14 protein-coding genes are annotated in these 19598 nt (G+C 69.3%); 5 read left to right on the forward strand and 9 right to left on the reverse strand.

Annotation, left to right across the window (positions count from 1 at the left end):
• Window positions 1-213: 213 nt before the first annotated feature.
• Entirely contained in the window at window positions 214-1668 is a 1455-nt protein-coding gene (locus OHS16_RS08730; protein ID WP_328536599.1) for a maltokinase N-terminal cap-like domain-containing protein, read from the forward strand.
• A 62-nt stretch (window positions 1669-1730) separates the two neighbouring features.
• Window positions 1731-3950: a 1,4-alpha-glucan branching enzyme gene (gene glgB / locus OHS16_RS08735; RefSeq protein WP_328540772.1), complete on the forward strand. Its 2220-nt coding sequence runs from the start codon at window positions 1731-1733 to the stop codon at window positions 3948-3950.
• A gap of 62 nt (window positions 3951-4012) precedes the next feature.
• Here the strand turns inward: glgB and OHS16_RS08740 are convergent, their stop codons facing one another.
• The 7 genes from OHS16_RS08740 to OHS16_RS08770 form a co-directional block, all read right to left on the reverse strand.
• On the reverse strand, window positions 4013-6250 hold the full coding sequence (locus OHS16_RS08740; RefSeq protein WP_328536600.1) for a HelD family protein: 2238 nt from the start codon (window positions 6248-6250) through the stop codon (window positions 4013-4015).
• A 147-nt stretch (window positions 6251-6397) separates the two neighbouring features.
• A complete protein-coding gene (locus OHS16_RS08745; protein WP_328536601.1) occupies window positions 6398-6685 on the reverse strand; it encodes a hypothetical protein in 288 nt (95 codons plus the stop codon).
• 65 nt (window positions 6686-6750) lie between these two features.
• Entirely contained in the window at window positions 6751-8256 is a 1506-nt protein-coding gene (gatA, locus tag OHS16_RS08750; protein ID WP_328536602.1) for an Asp-tRNA(Asn)/Glu-tRNA(Gln) amidotransferase subunit GatA, read from the reverse strand.
• A gap of 6 nt (window positions 8257-8262) precedes the next feature.
• Window positions 8263-8559, reverse strand: a complete 297-nt coding sequence (gatC, locus tag OHS16_RS08755) for an Asp-tRNA(Asn)/Glu-tRNA(Gln) amidotransferase subunit GatC (RefSeq protein WP_266852761.1) — start codon at window positions 8557-8559, stop codon at window positions 8263-8265.
• Between the two features lie 60 nt (window positions 8560-8619).
• The gene (gene yczR, locus OHS16_RS08760; RefSeq protein WP_328536603.1) at window positions 8620-10065 is read right to left on the reverse strand and encodes a MocR-like transcription factor YczR; all 1446 of its coding nucleotides are present in this window, start codon (window positions 10063-10065) and stop codon (window positions 8620-8622) included.
• A gap of 36 nt (window positions 10066-10101) precedes the next feature.
• A complete protein-coding gene (locus OHS16_RS08765) occupies window positions 10102-11079 on the reverse strand; it encodes a ParB/RepB/Spo0J family partition protein (protein WP_328536604.1) in 978 nt (325 codons plus the stop codon).
• A 487-nt stretch (window positions 11080-11566) separates the two neighbouring features.
• Window positions 11567-11863, reverse strand: coding sequence for a hypothetical protein (locus OHS16_RS08770; RefSeq protein ID WP_328536605.1), 297 nt, complete (start codon window positions 11861-11863; stop codon window positions 11567-11569).
• A gap of 207 nt (window positions 11864-12070) precedes the next feature.
• Between OHS16_RS08770 and OHS16_RS08775 the strand changes: the two genes are divergently transcribed.
• The gene (locus OHS16_RS08775) at window positions 12071-13063 is read left to right on the forward strand and encodes a helix-turn-helix transcriptional regulator (protein ID WP_328536606.1); all 993 of its coding nucleotides are present in this window, start codon (window positions 12071-12073) and stop codon (window positions 13061-13063) included.
• A gap of 57 nt (window positions 13064-13120) precedes the next feature.
• On the opposite strand, the gene OHS16_RS08780 is transcribed toward OHS16_RS08775, so the two are convergent.
• Both OHS16_RS08780 and OHS16_RS08785 read right to left on the reverse strand, forming a co-directional pair.
• Window positions 13121-13699, reverse strand: coding sequence for a TIGR00730 family Rossman fold protein (locus tag OHS16_RS08780; protein ID WP_328536607.1), 579 nt, complete (start codon window positions 13697-13699; stop codon window positions 13121-13123).
• A 64-nt stretch (window positions 13700-13763) separates the two neighbouring features.
• Window positions 13764-15047, reverse strand: a complete 1284-nt coding sequence (locus OHS16_RS08785) for a Zn-dependent hydrolase (protein ID WP_328536608.1) — start codon at window positions 15045-15047, stop codon at window positions 13764-13766.
• Between the two features lie 354 nt (window positions 15048-15401).
• On the opposite strand from OHS16_RS08785, the gene OHS16_RS08790 reads away from it, so the two are divergent.
• Both OHS16_RS08790 and OHS16_RS08795 read left to right on the forward strand, forming a co-directional pair.
• Entirely contained in the window at window positions 15402-17342 is a 1941-nt protein-coding gene (locus OHS16_RS08790) for a S9 family peptidase (protein ID WP_328536609.1), read from the forward strand.
• Between the two features lie 165 nt (window positions 17343-17507).
• Entirely contained in the window at window positions 17508-19469 is a 1962-nt protein-coding gene (locus OHS16_RS08795) for a carbamoyltransferase C-terminal domain-containing protein (RefSeq protein WP_328536610.1), read from the forward strand.
• The last annotated feature ends 129 nt before the right edge of the window (window positions 19470-19598 follow it).

The raw sequence follows: 19598 nt of genomic DNA on the forward strand, positions 1-19598 counted from the left end.
GGGGCGGTTTCCTCCGCCCCACCCTGGGCACTCTCCCTTTCATATCAGTGAGATCCAGGTCCAAATGGGCCATCGTCCAAATGGACCATCCTCACCCGCACCGTCCCGCACAGCCGGATTCCCGCCCCCATTACGTTCAGCATGGGAGCCGACCCCACGCAATCCGGGACACTCTGCGCATCATGTGGTGTGCCCGGGAAAGGACGCGATGCCATGTCCAAGGCTGCATCCACCCGGAACACTCCGCGCCCCGCCGCCGGGCCTCTCGGCCCCGCCGGCCTGCTCGACTCCCTCGCCCCGCTGCTGCACGAGTGGCTGCCCCGCCAGCGCTGGTTCGCCGGCAAAGGGCGTCCGGTCACCGCCTTCACCCTGAGGGCGGCGACCGAACTGCTGCCGCTGGGCGCGGCCCCCGGACTGCTGCATCTGCTCGTCCAGGCACAACAGGACTCCCCCGCCGCTGCCAGGCCCACCGGTGACTGCTACCAACTGCTGCTCGGCGTAAGGACGGCGCTGCCGCCACGGCTCGCCGCCGCACGGATCGGCCGGGCGCACGAAGGACCGCTGGCCGGGCTCGACATCTACGACGCGCTGCTCGACCCGCGCCTCGCCGGGGTGCTCTTCGAACGCCTGCGGACCCCGGGGCAGCTCGGCGCGCTGCGCTTCGACCGCAATCCCGCCACGGTGATCCCCACCGGGCTCCCCGCGCGCCCACTCGGCGCCGAACAGTCCAACACCTCCCTGGTCTATGGCGATACGTTTATTCTGAAGGTCTTCCGCCGCGTCCACCCGGGATCGAACCCGGACCTGGAGCTGCCACTCGCACTGGCCCAGGCAGGCTGCGCCCGGGTGCCGGCACCGGTCGCCTGGTACGAGGCCACCGAGCCCGAGCCCGCGACGCTGGGTGTCCTGCAGCCGTTTCTGTACGGCTCGGAGGACGGCTGGCAGCTGGCCCTGCACGCCCTTGCCGATGGCCACGACTTCACCGCGGGGGCGCGTGCGCTCGGCCGGGCGACCGCCGAGGTGCACGGCACACTGGCCTCCGCGCTCCCCACGGCCGTGCTGCGCAAGCAGCAGATACAGCACCTGGCCGCCGGGATGACCGAGCGCCTCGAGGCGACGGCCCAGGCGGTACCCGCCCTCGCCCCCTACGCGGCGGGCCTGCGCACCGCCTTCGACGCCCTCGCCGAACTCGGGCACGCGGGCCGCACCTGGGCTGCCCAGCGCATCCACGGGGATCTCCATCTCGGGCAGAGCCTGCGCGCCAAGGACGGCGAGTGGTCGGTCATCGACTTCGAGGGTGAGCCGGCCCGCCCGCTCGCCGAACGCACCCGGCCGCAGCCGGTGGTCCGCGATGTGGCGGGCATGCTGCGCTCCTTCGACTACGCCGCCCGCTCGCACCGCCCCTGGGCCCCCCAGTGGGCGACGCACTGCCGCGACGCGTACTGCGAGGGGTACGCGTCGGTGTCCGGCGCCGATCCGCGCGGCGAACCGGAACTGCTGCGCGCCTACGAGACCGACAAGGCCGTGTACGAAGTCCTCTATGAAGCCAGGAACCGCCCGGACTGGCTGCCCGTCCCGATGGCCGCGATCCAGCGGCTCTCGCTGCCCTTCCCCGCCCCCACCTTCACCACCCCCGCGCCGAAGCTGCCGAGGAGGCCGCCCCAGTGACCGCCCGCCGCCCGTCCCGTACGCCCTCGCCCGCCGATCCCGAGCCGGTGTCCCCCGCCACCGTGCTGCCCACCCAGCCGAGCGGGGGTGTGCGGCCCGCCCCCGAGCCGGCCGCCGGGGACCGGGAGCGGCTGCTCAGCGGCGGCCATCACGACCCGCACGCACTGCTCGGCGCCCATCCGGTGACCGGCGGTGTCGCCCTCCGGGTGCTCCGTCCGTATGCGCGGGCGGTGACCGTGGTGGCGCAGGGACTGCGGGCCGAGCTCCATGACGACGGTGACGGACTCTTCTCCGCTCTGCTTCCGCTGCGCACCGTTCCCGAGTACTCCCTGCTGGTCACCTACGACGACAACGAGATGGAGGTCCAGGACCCGTACCGCTTCCTGCCCGCGCTCGGTGAGCTCGATCTGCATCTCATCGGTGAGGGCCGCCACGAGGAACTGTGGAAGGCGCTCGGCGCCCAGCCGATGGTCGTCCAGGGCGCGATCGGCACCCGCTTCACCGTATGGGCGCCGAACGCTCGCGGGGTCCGCGTCAGCGGGGACTTCAACTACTGGGACGGCACCGCCCATCCGATGCGCTCCCTCGGCTCGTCCGGCGTCTGGGAACTGTTCGTGCCCGGCGTCGGGGAGGGCGCGCTCTACAAGTTCGACCTGATGCGCCCGGACGGCAGCCACACCCTCCGCGCCGACCCGATGGCCCGCCGTACCGAAGTACCACCGGCCACCGCGTCGATCGTCACCGAGGCACACCATCACTGGCAGGACGACGAGTGGATGGCGCACCGCGCCGACCGGCCCGTCCATCAGGCCCCCTTCTCGGTGTACGAGGTTCATCTCCCCTCCTGGCGCCCAGGTCTGACCTATCGTCAGCTTGCCACCCAGCTGCCGGCCTACGTCCAGGACCTCGGCTTCACCCATGTGGAACTGATGCCGGTGGCCGAACACCCCTTCGGCGGTTCCTGGGGCTACCAGGTCACCGGTTTCTACGCCCCGACGGCCAGAATGGGCACACCCGACGACTTCCGCTTCCTGGTGGACGCGCTGCACCGTGCGGGCATCGGTGTCCTGATGGACTGGGTCCCCGCGCACTTCCCCAAGGACGACTGGGCGCTGGCCCGGTTCGACGGCTGCCCGCAGTACGAGCACGCGGACCCCCAGCGCGCCGAACACCCGGACTGGGGCACCCTGGAATTCGACTACGGACGCACCGAGGTCCGGAACTTCTTGGTCGCCAACGCCACGTACTGGTGCGAGGAGTTCCACATCGACGGGTTGCGGGTCGACGCCGTCGCCTCGATGCTCTACCTCGACTACTCCCGCAACGAAGGGGAATGGTCGCCGAACGAGTACGGCGGCCGGGAGAACCTGGACGCAGTCCGCTTCCTCCAGGAGATGAACGCCACGGTCTACCGGCGCAGCCCGGGCGTGGTCACCATCGCCGAGGAGTCGACCGCCTGGGAGGGCGTCACCCGGGCCACCGACCAGGTCGGCGCCGGCGGCTTCGGAGGGCTCGGCTTCGGTCTCAAGTGGAACATGGGGTGGATGCACGACTCGCTGGAATACGTCACCAAGGAGCCGGTGCACCGCAAGTACCACCACAACGAGATGACGTTCTCGATGGTGTACGCGTACAGCGAGAACTACGTCCTGCCCATCTCCCACGACGAGGTGGTGCACGGCAAGCGCGCGCTGGTGTCGAAGATCCCCGGCGACTGGTGGCAGCAGCGCGCCACGCACCGCGCCTATCTGGCCTTCATGTGGGCCCATCCCGGAAAGAAACTCCTCTTCATGGGGCAGGAGTTCGCCCAGGGTGCGGAGTGGTCGGAGGCGCACGGCCCCGACTGGTGGCTGCTCGACCCCACCTATGAGGCGGCGCACGACCACCGGGGGGTGCGGGACCTGGTCCGTGATCTCAACACCGTATACAGCGCCGCTCCGGCGCTGTGGCAGCGCGACACCGCCCCGGAGGGGTTCGCCTGGGTGGAGGGCGGCGCGGCCGAGGACAACGTCTTCGCCTTCCTGCGCTACGACGGCGACGGCACCCCCCTGCTCGCGGTGTCCAACTTCTCCCCCGTGGTACGGCACGAGTACCGTCTCGGGGTCCCTGGGACGGTTCCCGCCTGGCACGAGGTACTCAACACCGACACCGGTCTCTACGGCGGCGGGGACGTGCGGAACACGGACCCGCTGAAGCCGGAGTCGGTGCAGGCCCACGGACGGCCTTCGAGCGTGCAGCTGACACTGCCGCCGCTGGCGACGGTGTGGTTCAGGCCGGCCTGAACCACACCGCGACGTCCGGGCCGTCCCGCGCCCCGCAGGCCCGGGACGGCCCCGCCGTCGTCCTATCGCCGCAATCCTGCGGGCAGGTCCCCCGTGTGCACCATCCCCAGCGTCTGGGTGGCCCGGGTCAGCGCCACATAGAGATCGCTGGTGCCGCGCGCCGAACCCGAGACGATCAGCTGGGGCTCCGCCACGATCACCGAGTCGAACTCGAGCCCCTTCGCCTGACGCGGCGTGATCAGGACGACCGGCCTCGCCAGGTCGGGGGTGCGGCCGTGCGCGGCGTCCGGAAGAAGCGGCAGCAGGGCTGCGTGGAGTTCCTGCGGAGCGATGACCGCGAGCCGTCCCTGCTCGCGCTGTCCGGCCTCGACGGCTGACGCGACCGCGCCGGGCAGATCGTCGGTGCGGAGCGTCCAGGGTTCCACTCCGGTGGACCTGATCGAGCGGGGAGGCTCGAAGGAAGGGGAACCGGCTTTCACGAACGCCGCGGCCCTGTCCATGATCTCCACCGGCGTCCGGTAGTTGATGCCGAGCCGCACATGTTCGTAGCGGTCTTCGACATACGGTGCCAGGATCGCGTCCCACGTCCCGCATCCGCCCGGTTCGGCGGTCTGGGCCGGGTCGCCGACCAGGGTCATCGAGCGGGTCGGGGAGCGGCGCATCAACAGCCGCCATGCCATCGGGGACAGCTCCTGCGCCTCGTCCACGATGATGTGCCCGAAGGCCCAGGTGCGGTCCGCCGCGGCACGCTCGGCGGCGCTGCGGCGGTCGGTCTCCTCATGGCGTTCGGCCATCCGCTCGGCATCGATGATGTCGTGCGCGGCCAGCAGCTCGGACTCCTCGTCCTCGAATTCGTACGACTCGGAGCCCTGCGAGAGGTCGAGTACCCCCTGAGCGAAGGCGACTTGCTCCTGCCGGGCGGCCTCCGCCGCCGCGCGCGCGGCGGAGTCGTCGTCACCGAGCAGTTCTGCCGCCTCGTCGAGCAGGGGCACATCCGCGGGCGTCCAGGCGCCGCCCTCGCGGCGGATCGCGTCCGCTTCGGCATCCGGCAACCGGACCGGATCGCGGAGATAGTCGGCCAGCAGCTGCTGCGGGGTGAGCTGTGGCCACAGCTCCTCGATGGCGGAGTGGACTTCCGGGCTGGCGGCGATCGCCTTGCCGAGCTGGGCGATGTCGTCAGGACCCAGGAAGTTGGGGCCGCCGTAGGGGTCGGCGCCGAGCCGGTCGGCCAGCTGCGCCGTGAGATCGTCGATGATCCGGAACGCGAAGTGCGGACGGGCGAGATTGTGCGGGAGCCCGGTGGCGCGGGCCGCCGCGCGCGCCGCGTCCGCGATGGTCCAGTCGAGCAGCAGGTCTCCGTCGTCGTGAGGTATCACCAGCGCGGCACCTGGTTCCGGCGTCAGCTGGAGGTCGCGTACGAAACCGGCCAGCACGCCGGCCATGTCGGGGCTTCCCTTGACCTCTGCGGCCTCGGCCGTGTCCGTACCGGTGGCGGTGACACCGGGGAACAGCTCACCGGGGGTCGCGAGCAGTACGCCGGTCTCCCCGAGCGAGGGCAGTACCTCACCGATGTAGCCGAGGAAGGCCGGGTTGGGTCCGACGACGAGCACGGCACGGCGGGCCAGCTGCTCCCGGTGCGCGTAGAGGAGATACGCGGCGCGGTGCAGCGCCACCGCGGTCTTCCCGGTGCCGGGCCCGCCCTCGACGACCAGGACACCGTGGTACGGCGCGCGGATGATCTCGTCCTGTTCGGCCTGGATGGTCTGCACGATGTCGTGCATCCGGCCGGTGCGCGCGGAGTCCAGCGCGGCGAGCAGTACGGCGTCGGCATCGGCCCCCTCGTGCCCGGTGCGCTCGGTGTCGGAGAGGTCGAGGATCTCGTCGTGCAGCGCCGTGACGGTCCGGCCGTGGGTGGTGAGGTGTCTGCGCCGGCGCAGTCCCATCGGGGAATGGCCGGTGGCCAGATAGAACGGGCGCGCCACATCGGCCCGCCAGTCGATCACCAGTGGGGTGCGTTCCTCGTCGTCCGCGCGGATTCCGATGCGGCCGATGTGGTGCCGGGTCCCGTCGGTGAAATCGATACGCCCGAAGCAGAGCCCTGACTCCACGGAATTCAGCGCTTCCAGCAGCCCGGTCCGCTCGGCCACGAGGACATCGCGCTCCAGTCTCGCCTGGAGTCCCTTGCCCACCTGGGCGAATGAGCCCTGGACGGCGGCCTCGGCACGCTCACGGAGCGCGTCCAGACGCTCGTAGAGCCGTGAGACGAATTGCTGTTCGTTCTGCAATTCCTCGGTTGACAATTCAGCTCCTGACGGGATACGGTGTGTCCATAAGGCTTCTTCGTGTCTTTGTTGTGCCCGAAGACATGAAGTGTTCAATATACGCGAAGAAATACCCCGGACGCCAATGCGTCCGGGGTATTTCTTTTGCCGAGCGCCCGATGGGCTTTACCAGCGTGCCGGTGAGCCGCAGTTCAACTCGACTCCGACCCGGCAGGGCACCGGGGAGGCCGTGCTGAGGGACGGCCCCTGGCGGCCGCCCGTTGCGCCGAACAGCGAGGCGGCGTGCTCCGGATCGAGGGCGAACTCTATGCGGTCGCACTCTTCAGGCCGGTCGGCAGGACCCATGACGAGATGAAACGTCAGGCTCCCGTCGGGGCTGCGGTTGGTGGTCACCACAGCGTCGACGACGCCGGAGATCTCCTGCGTGAACAGATCCTCGAACTGAACGCTCATGACGGGGTTCCTCCCTGTGCCTGCTGAATCATCCGGGCCTGCCGTGTGTCCTCGCGTGCACCTGCTCAGAGCGCGGGCGCCTCCTCCAGCAGCCCATGCCCCCACTTCCGCGTGAGCGCCGCCTCCACGGCGGCTCCGACCTTGTACAGCCGGTCGTCCTTCATGGCGGGGGCGATGATCTGCAGCCCGACCGGGAGTCCGTCCTCGGGGGCCAGACCGCACGGCAACGACATGGCGGCGTTGCCGGCCAGGTTGGTCGGGATGGTGCACAGGTCCGCGAGATACATCGCCATCGGGTCGTCGACCCGCTCACCGATCGGGAAGGCCGTGGTGGGCATGGTCGGCGAGATCAGCACGTCCACGTCCGCGAACGCCCGCTCGAAGTCCCTGATGATGAGCGTGCGGACCTTCTGGGCGCTGCCGTAGTACGCGTCGTAGTACCCGGAGCTGAGCGCGTAGGTACCCAGGATGATGCGGCGCTTGACCTCGTCACCGAAGCCCGCCTCACGGGACAGCGCGGTGACGTCCTCGGCCGACTTCGTCCCGTCGTCACCCACCCGCAGCCCGTACCGCATGGCATCGAAACGGGCCAGGTTCGAACTGCACTCCGACGGAGCGATCAGGTAATAGGCCGAAAGCGCCAGATCGAACGACGGGCAGGAGACCTCGACGATCTCGGCGCCCAGTTCCCGGAGCAGTTCCACGGACTCACGGAACCGGAGCATCACGCCCGACTGGTACCCCTCGCCGGCGAACTCCCGCACCACACCGATGCGCATCCCCACGACCGAGGCATTGCGTGCGGCCTCGACGACCGGCGGGACCGGTGCGTCGATGGACGTCGAGTCGAGCGGGTCATGGCCGGCGATGACCTCGTGCAGCAGAGCTGTGTCCAGCACCGTACGCGCGCACGGCCCGCCCTGGTCCAGGGAGGAGGAGTAGGCGATGAGGCCGTAGCGGGAGACGGCGCCGTAGGTCGGCTTGACGCCGACGGTGCCGGTGAGCGCACCCGGCTGGCGGATCGAGCCGCCGGTGTCCGTACCGATCGCCAGCGGCGCCTCGTACGAAGCGAGCGCGGCGGCCGAACCACCGCCCGAACCGCCGGGCACACGGGACATGTCCCAGGGGTTGCGGGTCGGGCCGTAGGCGCTGTTCTCGGTGGACGAGCCCATCGCGAACTCGTCCATGTTGGTCTTGCCGAGGATCACCACATCAGCGGCCTTCAACCGCTGCGTCAGCGTCGCGTCGTACGGCGGAAGCCACCCCTCGAGGATCTTCGAACCGACCGTGGTCGGCACACCCTTCGTCGTGAAGGCGTCCTTGAGAGCGAGCGGAACCCCGGCCAGCGGACCGAGCTTCTCACCCCGCTCCCGCTTCGCATCCACCGCACGCGCCTGCGCCAGCGCACCCTCACGGTCCACATGCAAAAACGCGTGAACCTTCTCGTCCACCGCCTCGATCCGCGCCAGATGAGCCTCGGCCACCTCGACCGCCGACAACTCACCCGAGGCAATCCTCGCAGCCGTCCCAGCCGCAGTGAGCCTGATAATGCTGTCTGTACTGTCCTTCATGACGGCTTAGTCCTCCCCCAGAATCTGCGGCACCTTGAAACGCCGCTGCTCCTGAGCCGGAGCACCGGAGAGCGCCTGCTCCGGGGTGAGCGAAGGGCGAACCTCGTCCGCCCGCATGACATTCGTCAACGGCAGCGGATGAGACGTCGGCGGAACATCTTGGTCGGCAACCTCGGAAACGCGGGCTACCGCGCCGAGAATGTCATCGAGCTGTCCGGCGAAGTGATCAAGCTCTTCGTCCTTCAGCTCCAGACGTGCCAGCCGTGCGAGGTGAGCAACCTCCTCGCGCGTAATGCCGGGCATCGGACACCTTTCATTTCGCGGTCCATCAGGGCCTTCACACCCGGGTTTCCGCACCGGTCCTCACAGGACGGCAGGAGCGGCGTGATGCGCCACCGTGTCCGAGCGGCCCGTCTTCCGGGCCGCACCGATACGTCGTACCGCCTCCGTGATGACCTCGGGAGGCTGGGTGAAGGGAAGCCGTACGAATTCTTCCAGGAAACCGTCGGTGCCGTGACACGGGCCGGCGGCCAGCCGCACACCCATGCGCGCCGCCGCGGCGGCGAGGACGGACGCGGACTCACCTCCGGTACGCACCCACAGCGCGAGTCCGCCGCCCGGAACCCGGAAGGTCCAGTCGGGGAGTTCCCGGCGCAAGGCCGCGACAAGAGCCTCACGCCGACTGCGCACCCGGTCCCGTTGATGCGACAGCACCTGAGTCAACACAGCTTCACCGGAAAGCAGTTGGGCGACGGCAAGCTGCTCGACCACCGGCGAACCGATGTCCAGGCCCGCCCGGCGGGCCGCCAGCCGACGGACGAGTTCCGGTGTGGCCCTGATCCAGCCGATCCGCAGCCCGCCCCAGAACGTCTTGCCCGCAGAGCCGACCGTGATCACTGTGCCGCCCATGCCGGATGCGCCGTGGGCGGCGAGCGGCAGCGGCATCGCCGTCCCTGGATCGAGTGAAAGCTCCGCCATGGTCTCGTCGACGAGCAGCGTCACTCCGGTCGACCGGGACAGCGAGACGAGTTCGCGGCGCTGCTCCCCGGACATCAGCAGCCCGGTCGGGCTGTGGAAGTCGGGCGAAACAAAGGCGAGCCGGGGGGCTGCCGTCCGGAAGACACCCGCCCAGTCCCCGGTGTCCCAGCCATCGTCCGGCATCCGCACCGGCACCGGGCCGGCGCCTGTGAGGCTCAGCGCGCGGAGGAGGTTGGGATGCCCCGGCGACTCCACGGCCACCCGGTCCGCCGGGACGGTGAGCTCCCGCAGAAGCAGGGTGAACGCGCCGGTCGCGCCGCTGGTGACGATGATCTGTTCCGCGGTGGTCGGCAGGCCGCGCTGTTCGTACCGGGCGGCGATCGCCGCCCGGAGCACCTGGAGTCCCGCCGGGAAGTCACCGTGCGTGCGGGCATAGCGGGGGAGCTCCGCCACAGCCGCGTCCATCGCCCGGGACAACCAGGGTTCGGGAGCCGACATCGCGGCGGCGGTCAGATCGATCACCCTGCCCCCGCCCGGCTCCAGGCCGCCCTTCGGCCGGACGACGAAGCTGCCCGCACCACGACGGCTCGTCAGGAACCCCTGCGTACGCAGCAGTTCATAGGAGGCCGCGACCGTTGTCCGGCTCACCGTCAGTGCGGTGGCCAGTTCGCGTTCGGCGGGCAGCCGGCTCTCCGCCGCGACCCGGCCGTCCAGCACCAGAGCCCGCACGGACATGGCGAGCATGCGGTACGCGCTACCACCGCCCTGCCGCCAATTGCCGAGCAACTCGCGCAGCCCGTGCGCGCCGATCGCCTTCTCCACGGCGGCCATGTCCTTCCCCTTCGCTACCCCGGTGCCCCCTGTGGCTCACGCCCCCAGGGAAGCGACCTCTCCGCCCTCTGCCGCAAAGGGCGACTGGGCCCCCGCCTGTTCCAGCTCACCGGCGAGCAGATCCCAGATGTCCGAATAGCCGTGGGCGAGCTGGGCCATGGTCTCCTTGCAGTGCGGCGGGACGCTGGCCGCGATCTTGTGCCGGTCCCGGGCGATGAGCACGCAGGCGTCCAGCATACGCAGCACGCCCCGCCCCGCCTCGCTGAACCGCAGCGACGGGTCCCGCCTCAACGAGTCGAATATTTTGAGGAGTTCGGCGGGATTGACGGCCGGCGCGGGTTTCCGCGGAGCACCCCGTCGTGCGGGCAGCTGGATCGGCGCTTCGGCGGGCTCCGGCTCTCTGGCCGCCCTGGACGGTACGGGACTCTCGCCACGGCGGATGCGCTCGCGGACGTCGGCCACGGTCGCCGGGGCGAGTCCGGCCTGTGCGGCGATCTGCCGCAGCGAGGCGCCCGGGTTGTTCCTGATGAGTTCGCCGGCCAGTTCTCGGCCGTGGGACGAGTCGACGGGGCGGGCCCGGCCGTCGCGGCCGATCCTGCGGCCGCTCTGTGCCGCTTCCGTCCCCTTGCGCAGTTGGGAAACCGTCTTCGCGGAGAGCCCCGCTACGGCGGCAACCGCACGGTCGGACCACTGCGGACGAGAGTCGAAGATACGTTTCGCCGCAGCCGTCCGGTCGGCAGTGGACAGCGGCCGCCCATGGGCGACGTTGGTTGCCACCGCAAGGATCAGCGCGTCGGCACGGTCCCCTTCGAAGAACCGCACCGCGATGCGGTCGTCTCCCCGGAGAGCGGCCGCACGCAGCCGGTGGACTCCGTCCACAACAGTCATGGTGTCGCGGTGTACGAGAATGGGCGGCAGATCCGCTTCCGTTTCGGCCAGCGTCCGCGTGTAGTTCTCGTCCTCGCCGTCGATACGCGGCGAGAAGTCAATGACGATCTGTTCGAGCGGAATCATCTCGACAGGTTGATTCAGGTATCCCCTGTCGCGCAAACTTATCAGATAGTCCGCATTACCTCGGTCCACAACGTCTCCCCCTTTAAGCAGACGGGTCGGGGCACAGGCGGAATCCTTACTGCCAGCCGAGATCGTCCGCCCTGGTCACGTGGCTCGACAGAGTGGCGGCGACGGCCACTCGGGAGGAATTCCGCGTCTGTGTCGCAGCATGCGCGGAAGTCGCACCAAGTACGCCCGAGATCGTGAGAACCCCCACCGCGACGGCTCCCTGAATGAATCTACGCGAAGTCTTGTGAGACATTTTCAGCCCCTCGATTCTGCCGGGTTTCGCTGACAGACATGAGTCTTGCGGCAGCCCTGGGGCAGGGAAAGAGGCGTCGGCCTGGTCAAAGCGGCCTTGGCATACACAGTCCAGGTTCTCCGGCGGAATACCACCATCCGAGCAAAGGAAGGGCAAAGTCGCTGGACGTGAAGCGCCTCTCGTGGTTTACAGATTGGCGTCCGGCAGCAGGGGAACCTCGGCCCGGACGACCTCCCAGGCGGTCAGCGCCTGGTGGCACGACCAGACCCGCCTGCACAGCGCCTCGGCGCCCGCTTCCGCCGCTTCCAGCGTAGGTGCCCGCAGATAGATCCCGAGGACGGGCTGCGGGAACGCTTCCGCGTGCACGCTGACATGCTCGAAGCCTTCCAGGCCGGCCGCGCAGTCGGCGATGGCCGTCGCTGTCCACTCCGGTAGAAGATCACCGCTCGAGCGGGAGCGCAGATGAACATGGACGAGATACATGATGTGCCCTCAGGTTCGCACAGCACTGTCATGACGGTCGTTCCTTACCGGCACATGCCGCATCAGGTCTGAACCGGCATATTCCAGCCTGCTCTCTTGCCTAGCAAATTCCTGTCCCGTACCGTCAACTCACCCTCGCGGCGCTTGATCTCGCCGACTGTTTTGGCTGTCTTGGATTCTGGACACTGGACCGGAGCTACGTGACGGATGCTTGATCTCCTCGGACTTGACGCTGTCGCAGAATCCGTCTATCGGGGGATGCTCGGGCGCCCCCAGGGGGTGGCCGAACTCTGTTCGCTGCTGGACCTCTCCGAGCGTGACGTACGGGATGCGCTGGACCGGCTGAGCGCGATGGCCCTGGTACGCGCCTCCGTCAACGACCCCGATGAGCTTCATGCGGTCAGCCCGCACGTGGGGATGGAACTCCTTCTCTCCGAGCAGCAGGCGCAGGTCGCCGCCCAGCAGCAGCGGCTCGAGGCGAGCCGTGCGGCCGCGGCGAGACTGATCCTCGAGTACGACGGCCAGCAGCAGCCGGGCGGCTCGGGGGTGCGCTATCTCGAGAGCCTGGAGTCCATCCGCGACCATCTGGCGTCCCTGCACAACCATGTCGCCCAGGAGCTCCTGACGTTCGCACCGGGAGGACCGCAGACCGTCGCCAACATGGAAGCCTCCAAACCGCTCAACCAGCAGTTGCTGGAGCGCGGAGTGGAAATGCGGACCGTCTACCTCGAAAGCATCCGCAGCGACCCGGACACTCTTGAGCACGCACACTGGCTCACCCAGCGCGGCTGCCAGGTGCGCACGGTGCCGTCGCTGCCGAACCGGATGATCATTTACGACCGGAAGTCAGTGATCATCGCGTCCGACACGGACAACACCGCGGCCGGCGCCGTGGAGCTGACCTCCCAGGGCATGATCGCCCCACTGCACGCACTGTTCGAGAGCGTGTGGCAGTCCGCAGACCCTCTGGAAGTTCGGGTGCAGCCGGATCCCGGCTCCCTCACTCGTCAGCAGGCCGAAGCTCTGCGGTTGCTGGCCCAGGGGTGCACGGACGAGGCTATCGCGAAGCGGCTCGGCGTCTCCACTCGTACATCACGTCGGATCGCGGCCGGGCTGATGACCTATCTCGGTGCACGCAGCCGATTTCAGGCCGGTGTCTACGCGGTGCAGAAGGGCTATCTGCCGTCCTGCCCCGACTAGAAGGACTCCGGCGCGCACCCCCGGAACGCCGGGGGCAGCTGCCGGACACCCGCTGCGTCACGCCGTTCCGGCGAGAGCCGGCTCGGTGAGGCCCAGCCGCTGCAGAGCCTCTTCACAGGTGTCGGCGACCTGGAGCAGCAACCGTTCCTTCAGAGAGAGGAATCCCTCGGAGACCAGGTGGTCCAGCATGGCCAGCATGGGGTCGAAGAACCCGCGGTGGTTGACGACCACGACGGGTTTCTCGATCAGACCGAGCTGGTTCCAGGTCGCCACCTCCATCAGCTCGTCGAGCGTGCCGATGCCACCGGGCAGCACGGCGAACCCGGAGGCCAGCCGGTACATCAGGGCCTTGCGCTCATGCATGGAACGGACGACGAAGGTCGCGCCGGGAGCCTCGACGGCGCGCTCCCGATCACGGAGGTGCAGCGGGATCACTCCGGTGACTCCCCCGCCGGCGGCCACCGCGCCGGCCGCGACGGCGCCCATGACGCCTGCCCCGCCCGCGCCGTAGACCAGACCGAGTCCGTGCCGGGCGAGCGCCGTACCGAAGTCCCGCGCGAACAGCAGGTCCTCGTCACGGACACCTGGCCGGGCACCGCAGAACACCGCGATACTCCTGCCTTCTCGTTCAGACATCTTCTTGACTCCTCCGTGCCTCGTGGACGTGGTTCGTGGGGTGGCTGGTCGGCGGACCTGCGGATCACTCGGCATGGTCGACCGTCCGGAGCACGGTGCGCAGCAGCACGCGGGCGCCGTCGACGAGATCCACGGCCGCGGTGTCCTCTTCCGGAACATGGCTGATCCCGCCGATACTGGGGACGAAGATCATGCCGATGGGGGCGATGTCGGCCACCATCTGGGCGTCGTGTCCCGCTCCGCTCGAGAGCACCTCGCTCGGCAGCCCGAGCTCGTCGGCGCTGTTCTCGATGGCCCTCTGCAGTGTGCGGCTCGTGGACACCGGGTCGGAGCGCGTTTCGGCCACCACCTCGATACGGGTGCCGGTCGATTCGGCGATCACCCGCAGTGCGTACCGCAGAGCCTCCTCGGCGGCCGCCGCCCGCCAGACATCCGTGTCCCGCAGGTCCACCGTCATCCGGACCGCGCCCGCGATGGTGTTGGGTGTGTTCGGGTGGGCTTCGAGCCGGCCCACCGTGGCGACCCTGCACAGGCCGCGGTCCCGGGAGAGGTTCTCCGTGGCCAGCACCACCCGGGCCGCCGCGGTGAGCGCGTCCCGGCGCCCCTCCATGGGGGTGGTCCCGGAGTGCCCGGCGGAGCCGGTGACCTCCAGGGTGAGAACGATCCGCCCGGTGATGGCATCCACCACGCCGATCCGGTTGCCGCTGCGCTCCAGCACCGGGCCCTGCTCCACATGGAGTTCGAGGTACGCGGCCACCGAGCCGCGGGGCCAGCCGGCGCTGCCGAGCGCGTCCAGGTCTCCGCCGGCCAGCCGCAGCGCTTCGCGCAGCGGCCGCCCGTGGTGGTCCGCGGGTTCACGGGGCAGCCCGGCCAGACGCCCGGCAATCGCCATGGAGCCCCAGAACGGCTGGGGGAACAGCGCGCCCTCCTCGTTGGCGAAGGCCACGGCGACCGGCTCGTACCGCGGCTCGATGCCGGACTCCTCGAAGGTCTGCAGTACCTCCAGCGCGGCCAGCACGCCGTAGGCACCGTCCAGCCGACCGCCGTTGACCACGGTGTCGAGATGCGATCCCATCATCAGAGCCTGTCGCTCCTCGCCGTGCGCGACGGGTCGCGGGCGGATGACGACGTTCCCCGCGGCATCCACGGCGGGGACCAGACCGGCCGCTCTCGCCTCGTTCATGAGGTAGGTCCTGGCCTCCCGGTCGGCCGGGGAGAAGCCCTCCCGGCTGATTCCCCCGGTGGCGGGGTCCCTGCCGATCCTGCCCAGTTCCTCGATCCGCCGCAGCAGCCGGGCCGCGTCGATGTCCAGCGACAACAGGGCCTGCTGGACAAGTGTGTTGGCCATACCCGTTCCCCATCCCGTCCACGGTCCGAAATCCGCGAGGATCAGCTCCGGACCGAAGCGGACCCGTGTGGCCCGCCGGGGACCAGCGGTATCCCGGGGATTACCCCCGTGCCTCTTCTGATTGCCGCCCCGGTTTTCCGGAGGGTCGTTAGAGACTTCATGCGCACCGAGATTTATGTCAAGGCAACACATCCGCACCCCTGATCGTTGTTCAACTGCTCATTTTCCGCAGTTGAACAGGCAGTTCGAGCAGGTACGTGCGGCACGCCGCAAAAGCTCGTACGAGATCAACGGAATTGAATTGTCCAACCCCTTTGATTGACGCCCCGAATGGGCCGCCAATAACTTCGGTGCATGCTACCTACGGATATCAGCCTGCTTCCCGTGCTGGGCCGGCCGACGCTCTCGGCCGACGGACGGTACGCGGTCGTCGGCGTCACCCGCCCCGACCTGAACCTCGACGAGAACGTCAACGAACTCTGGCTGGCGGAGACCGACGGGACCGCCCCGGCCCGCCGGCTCACCCGGGGTCCGTACGACGGTGCACCCGCCTTCTCCCCCGACGGGCGCTGGCTCGCGTTCCAGCGGCCGGGGCCGGACGGCTCGGGCCAGGTGCATCTGATGCCGATGGGCGGCGGCGACGCCTTCCCGGTCACCTCGCTGCCGATGGGCGCCGGCCAGCCGGTCTGGAGCCCGGACTCCCGCCGTATCGCCTACACCTCGCGCGTCCCCCAGCCGGGCCGCTACCAGAAGGGCGTGCCGGCGGCCAACGAGGCACCGCGGAGGATCACCACCCTGCGCTTCATGGCGGACGGATTCGGCTACACCTTCGACCGGCCGCGTCAGGTCTTCGTCACTGACCCGTTCAGCGAAGAACTGACCACCACTCAGGTCACCAGCGGCGAGTACGACCACTCGGACGTGGCCTGGAGCCCGGACGGGGAACTGCTGACGTTCGTCGCCGGCCGGCACGAGACGCACGCCGACGACCTCAGGAACGACATCTGGCTGAGCGCTCCCGACGGCACCGGCCTGCGCGCCCTGACCAGTGGCGGACTGGTCCTCGGCTGCCCACGGTTCACCCCCGACGGCCGGAACGTCGTCTTCGCGGCCGAGCCGCTCAACGCGGAGAACCGCGCGTTCGCGACCAGCAGCTTCGGGCTCTGGACCGTACTCGTCGACGGATCCGCCCCGCCGCTACGGCTCACCGACCCCGAGCCGTACCACCTGAGCTTCGCCAGCCAGATGATCGTTCCCGGCAACGAGGGCGTCTACTTCGCCAACGACCACCAGGGCGAGGTCAACCTGGTGCTGGTGCCCTACGACGGCGCCGAGCCCAAGCCCGTACTCACCGGGCACCGGCAGGTGAACGGGTACGCCGTCGCCGAAGGGCCGAACGGTGTGACGGTGGCGGCCGTGGTCTCCAGCGCCGGAAGCGCGGGCGACCTCGTACTGGTACGCAACGGGGTCGAGCGCGAAGTGACCTCGTTCGGCAGCGAGCTCCGCTCCCGGGCCTCGCTCCTGCCGGTGGAGGAGTTCACCGCGACCGGGGACGACGGCTACGAACTGCACGGCTGGGTGGTGCGTCCGGCAGGCGAGGGCCCGCACCCCGTCATCCTGCAGCTCAAGGGCGGACCCTTCACCCAGTGGGGATACACCCTCAACGGGCCGGCCTCCTTCGAGGAGGCGCAGGTCTACGCGAGCGCCGGTTACGCGGTCGTCCTGGGCAACCCGCGCGGTACGTCCGGCTACGGCCAGGCGCACGGCATGTACGCACTCGCCGACCTCCCCCGCAGGACAGCGAAGGATCTCCTGACGCTGCTGGACGCGGCGCTGGAGGCCCCGGACCTGGACAGCGACCGCGTCGGCACCCAGGGCGGTTCGTTCGGCGGCTACATGTCCGCGTGGATGGCGGCCCATCACGGCGACAGGTTCCGGGCCACGATCGGTGAACGCGGCTGCTACGCGATCGACAGCCACTTCGCATCGGCGGACGACGGCGTCAACAACTCGATCGCGCTCTACGGTCCCGACACCGAGCGCTGGGCGGACGCGAGCCCGCTCACCTATGTCGACCAGATCAGTACGCCCATGCTGCTGATCCAGTCGGAGGAGGACCGGCACACCCCGATGGAACAGTCCCAGCGCATGTTCGTGGCGCTCAAGATGCGGGGCGTGCCCGTCGAGCTGCTGCTGTTTCCCGGCGAGGGCCACGACATGTCACGCACCGGACTTCCCAGTCACCGGCTCGCGCGCTACGAGGCAATTCTGGAGTGGTGGGCGCGCCACCTGTGACGGCAGAGCGGTCTGCCGGAGCCGGGGCGAACCGCCTCCGGCAGACCGTGGAGATCACGCCGACGCAGCACGACTGGCATGCCATCAATTCCTGATGTCGTGATCCCGGCCATGACGAGCCATGAACCCAGAACGTCGAGTCGATCAGAAATGAGGCAAGCCACCGTGAATTCCCGCGTCGAGGACTATTTTCTCTCCGCTTACATGACTCCGCCCGGCGAACGCTCGGTGGTGTCCCCGCGTCATGATCACAACGTGTCCCTGTGGCGGCGGACGGCGAATGCCGTTCAGCTGGTCCGGCACTGGGAGTTCGAGCGCATCAGCGGACGCAAGCACCACTCCGCTCCGCTGTACACACCGGCCCGTGCCGAAGCGTTCCTGAACGGACTCCTCGAGACCGAGGGACTGACCCTCGCCGACATCCGCACCACCTGGGGCACCCCGGGGCTCCCCGCCCACAGCCCGCTCCCGATTCCGGCCGGCGCCGAGGACTTCGCCCTGCACACCCTGGCGCACCTGTTCAGCGGACTACTGCTGGACACCAGGATCTTCAAGGAGCAGAACATCATCGCCATGGCGGTGGACGCGGCGCCGGACCTGGTCCTCGAGGACCAGCGTCCCGCGCACGACTACGCGGGCTGCATCTCCGTCGGAGGCCGCCTGACCTTCGCGCCGGTGGACTCCCCCGCGCCGCTGTACCACGCGGCGGACCGGCTGTTCGGCAAGGAACCGGGCACCCTGATGGCACTCGCGTCCGCGTCCCGTGCCGAGATCACCTTCGACGCGGCCGCCGCGATCGCCGACCTGAAGCTCACCGGCGGCCGGGTTCCGCCCTGGCCGGCGGCGTTCGGTCTGCTCAACGCGGTCATCGCCGAGGCGGAGCGGCAGTTGGAAGGGCAGTCCCCCGACAACCGCTTCACGGCGGATGAGAACCTGCAGAGCGCGGTCATGAAGGTGGTGCAGAGCTGCTGCGACCTCATCATCGCCCGCAACATCGAGCAGCTGAGCCATCTGGGCGGCGTGCGCACCGAGGACTGCCATCTCTCGATGAGCGGCGGGTTCGCGCTGAACTGCCCCACCAACACGCTGTCGCTGAACCGCTTCGGCTTCCGCGGTCTGCTGGCCCCGCCGTGCGCCAACGACTCGGGGGAGGCCCTCGGTCTCGGCCTGCTGGGGCTCTACGGAACCGGGGCCTTCGACGACGCGGACCTGGTCATCGAGACGGCCTACTACGGCAGTGAACTGCGGGACACCGACGCCGCGCTGGCCGAGTTCGCGCCCTGGATCGCCGAGGTGGACGACTTCTCACCCGAGCAGTTCGTCGAGGACCTGACCGACGACGTGGTGGCGTGGGTGGACGGCGCCGCCGAGATGGGGCCGCGCGCACTCGGCCACCGCAGCCTGCTGGGCGACCCCCGCTCGGAGAAGGTGAAGGATCTCCTCAACGAGTACAAGCACCGTCAGTGGTGGCGGCCGGTCGCCCCCATCGTGCTGCTCGAACATGTCGGTGAGTGGTTCGACCAGAGCCGGCCCTCGCCCTTCATGCTGGAGGCCGTGCAGGTCCGCGAGGAGGTCCAGGACAAGGTCCCGGCCATTCTGCATCTGGACGGGTCGGCCCGCCATCAGACCCTCACCGCGCAGGCGAACCCCTTGCTGTACCGGGCCATTGACGAGTTCCGCACCGCCACCGGCGTGCCGATCGTGTGCAACACGTCCCTGAACGACCGGGGCGAGCCGATCGTCGACACCGCCGCCGAGGCTCTCACCTTCTGTGTCCGCAAGGGCATCAGGATCGCGTACCTGGGGGGCCGGCGGGTGGTCCTGCGTACGGACGAGTCCGTGCCGCCCGCCGAGGTTCCGGCCGGCCCACGGCCGCGCCAGGATCACTGGTTCACGGGCCAGGAGGAGGAGCACACGGCGATCTGGGCCTCCTGGCTGGAGCGCGGCTACACGGAGGAGAGCCTGATGCTCCTCACAGGTACCCCCCAACTGCTCAGCGATCCCGCGACGTACACCCCGAACCGGGTCAATCTGCTCGCGGAGCGGATAGCCGCCGCCGACCCGGGGTTCAAGAAGAACCTCGACGAGTTCCGCCGGGACAACGGCCCGAAGCCGTCCGGCGGCTGAGCTCCCCGTCCCGATCCGCGGATCCGCGGGATTCGCGGACGCCCGTGCCCGCTTCCGACGCCGGCACGGGCGTCCGGCCGCGCGGGGGCACCATCGGGCATCGCCATCAGCCCGCTTTCTTCCTGCTCC

The sequence above is a fragment of the Streptomyces sp. NBC_00344 genome (assembly GCF_036088315.1).
In the GTDB taxonomy this organism is placed as follows: Bacteria; Actinomycetota; Actinomycetes; order Streptomycetales; family Streptomycetaceae; genus Streptomyces.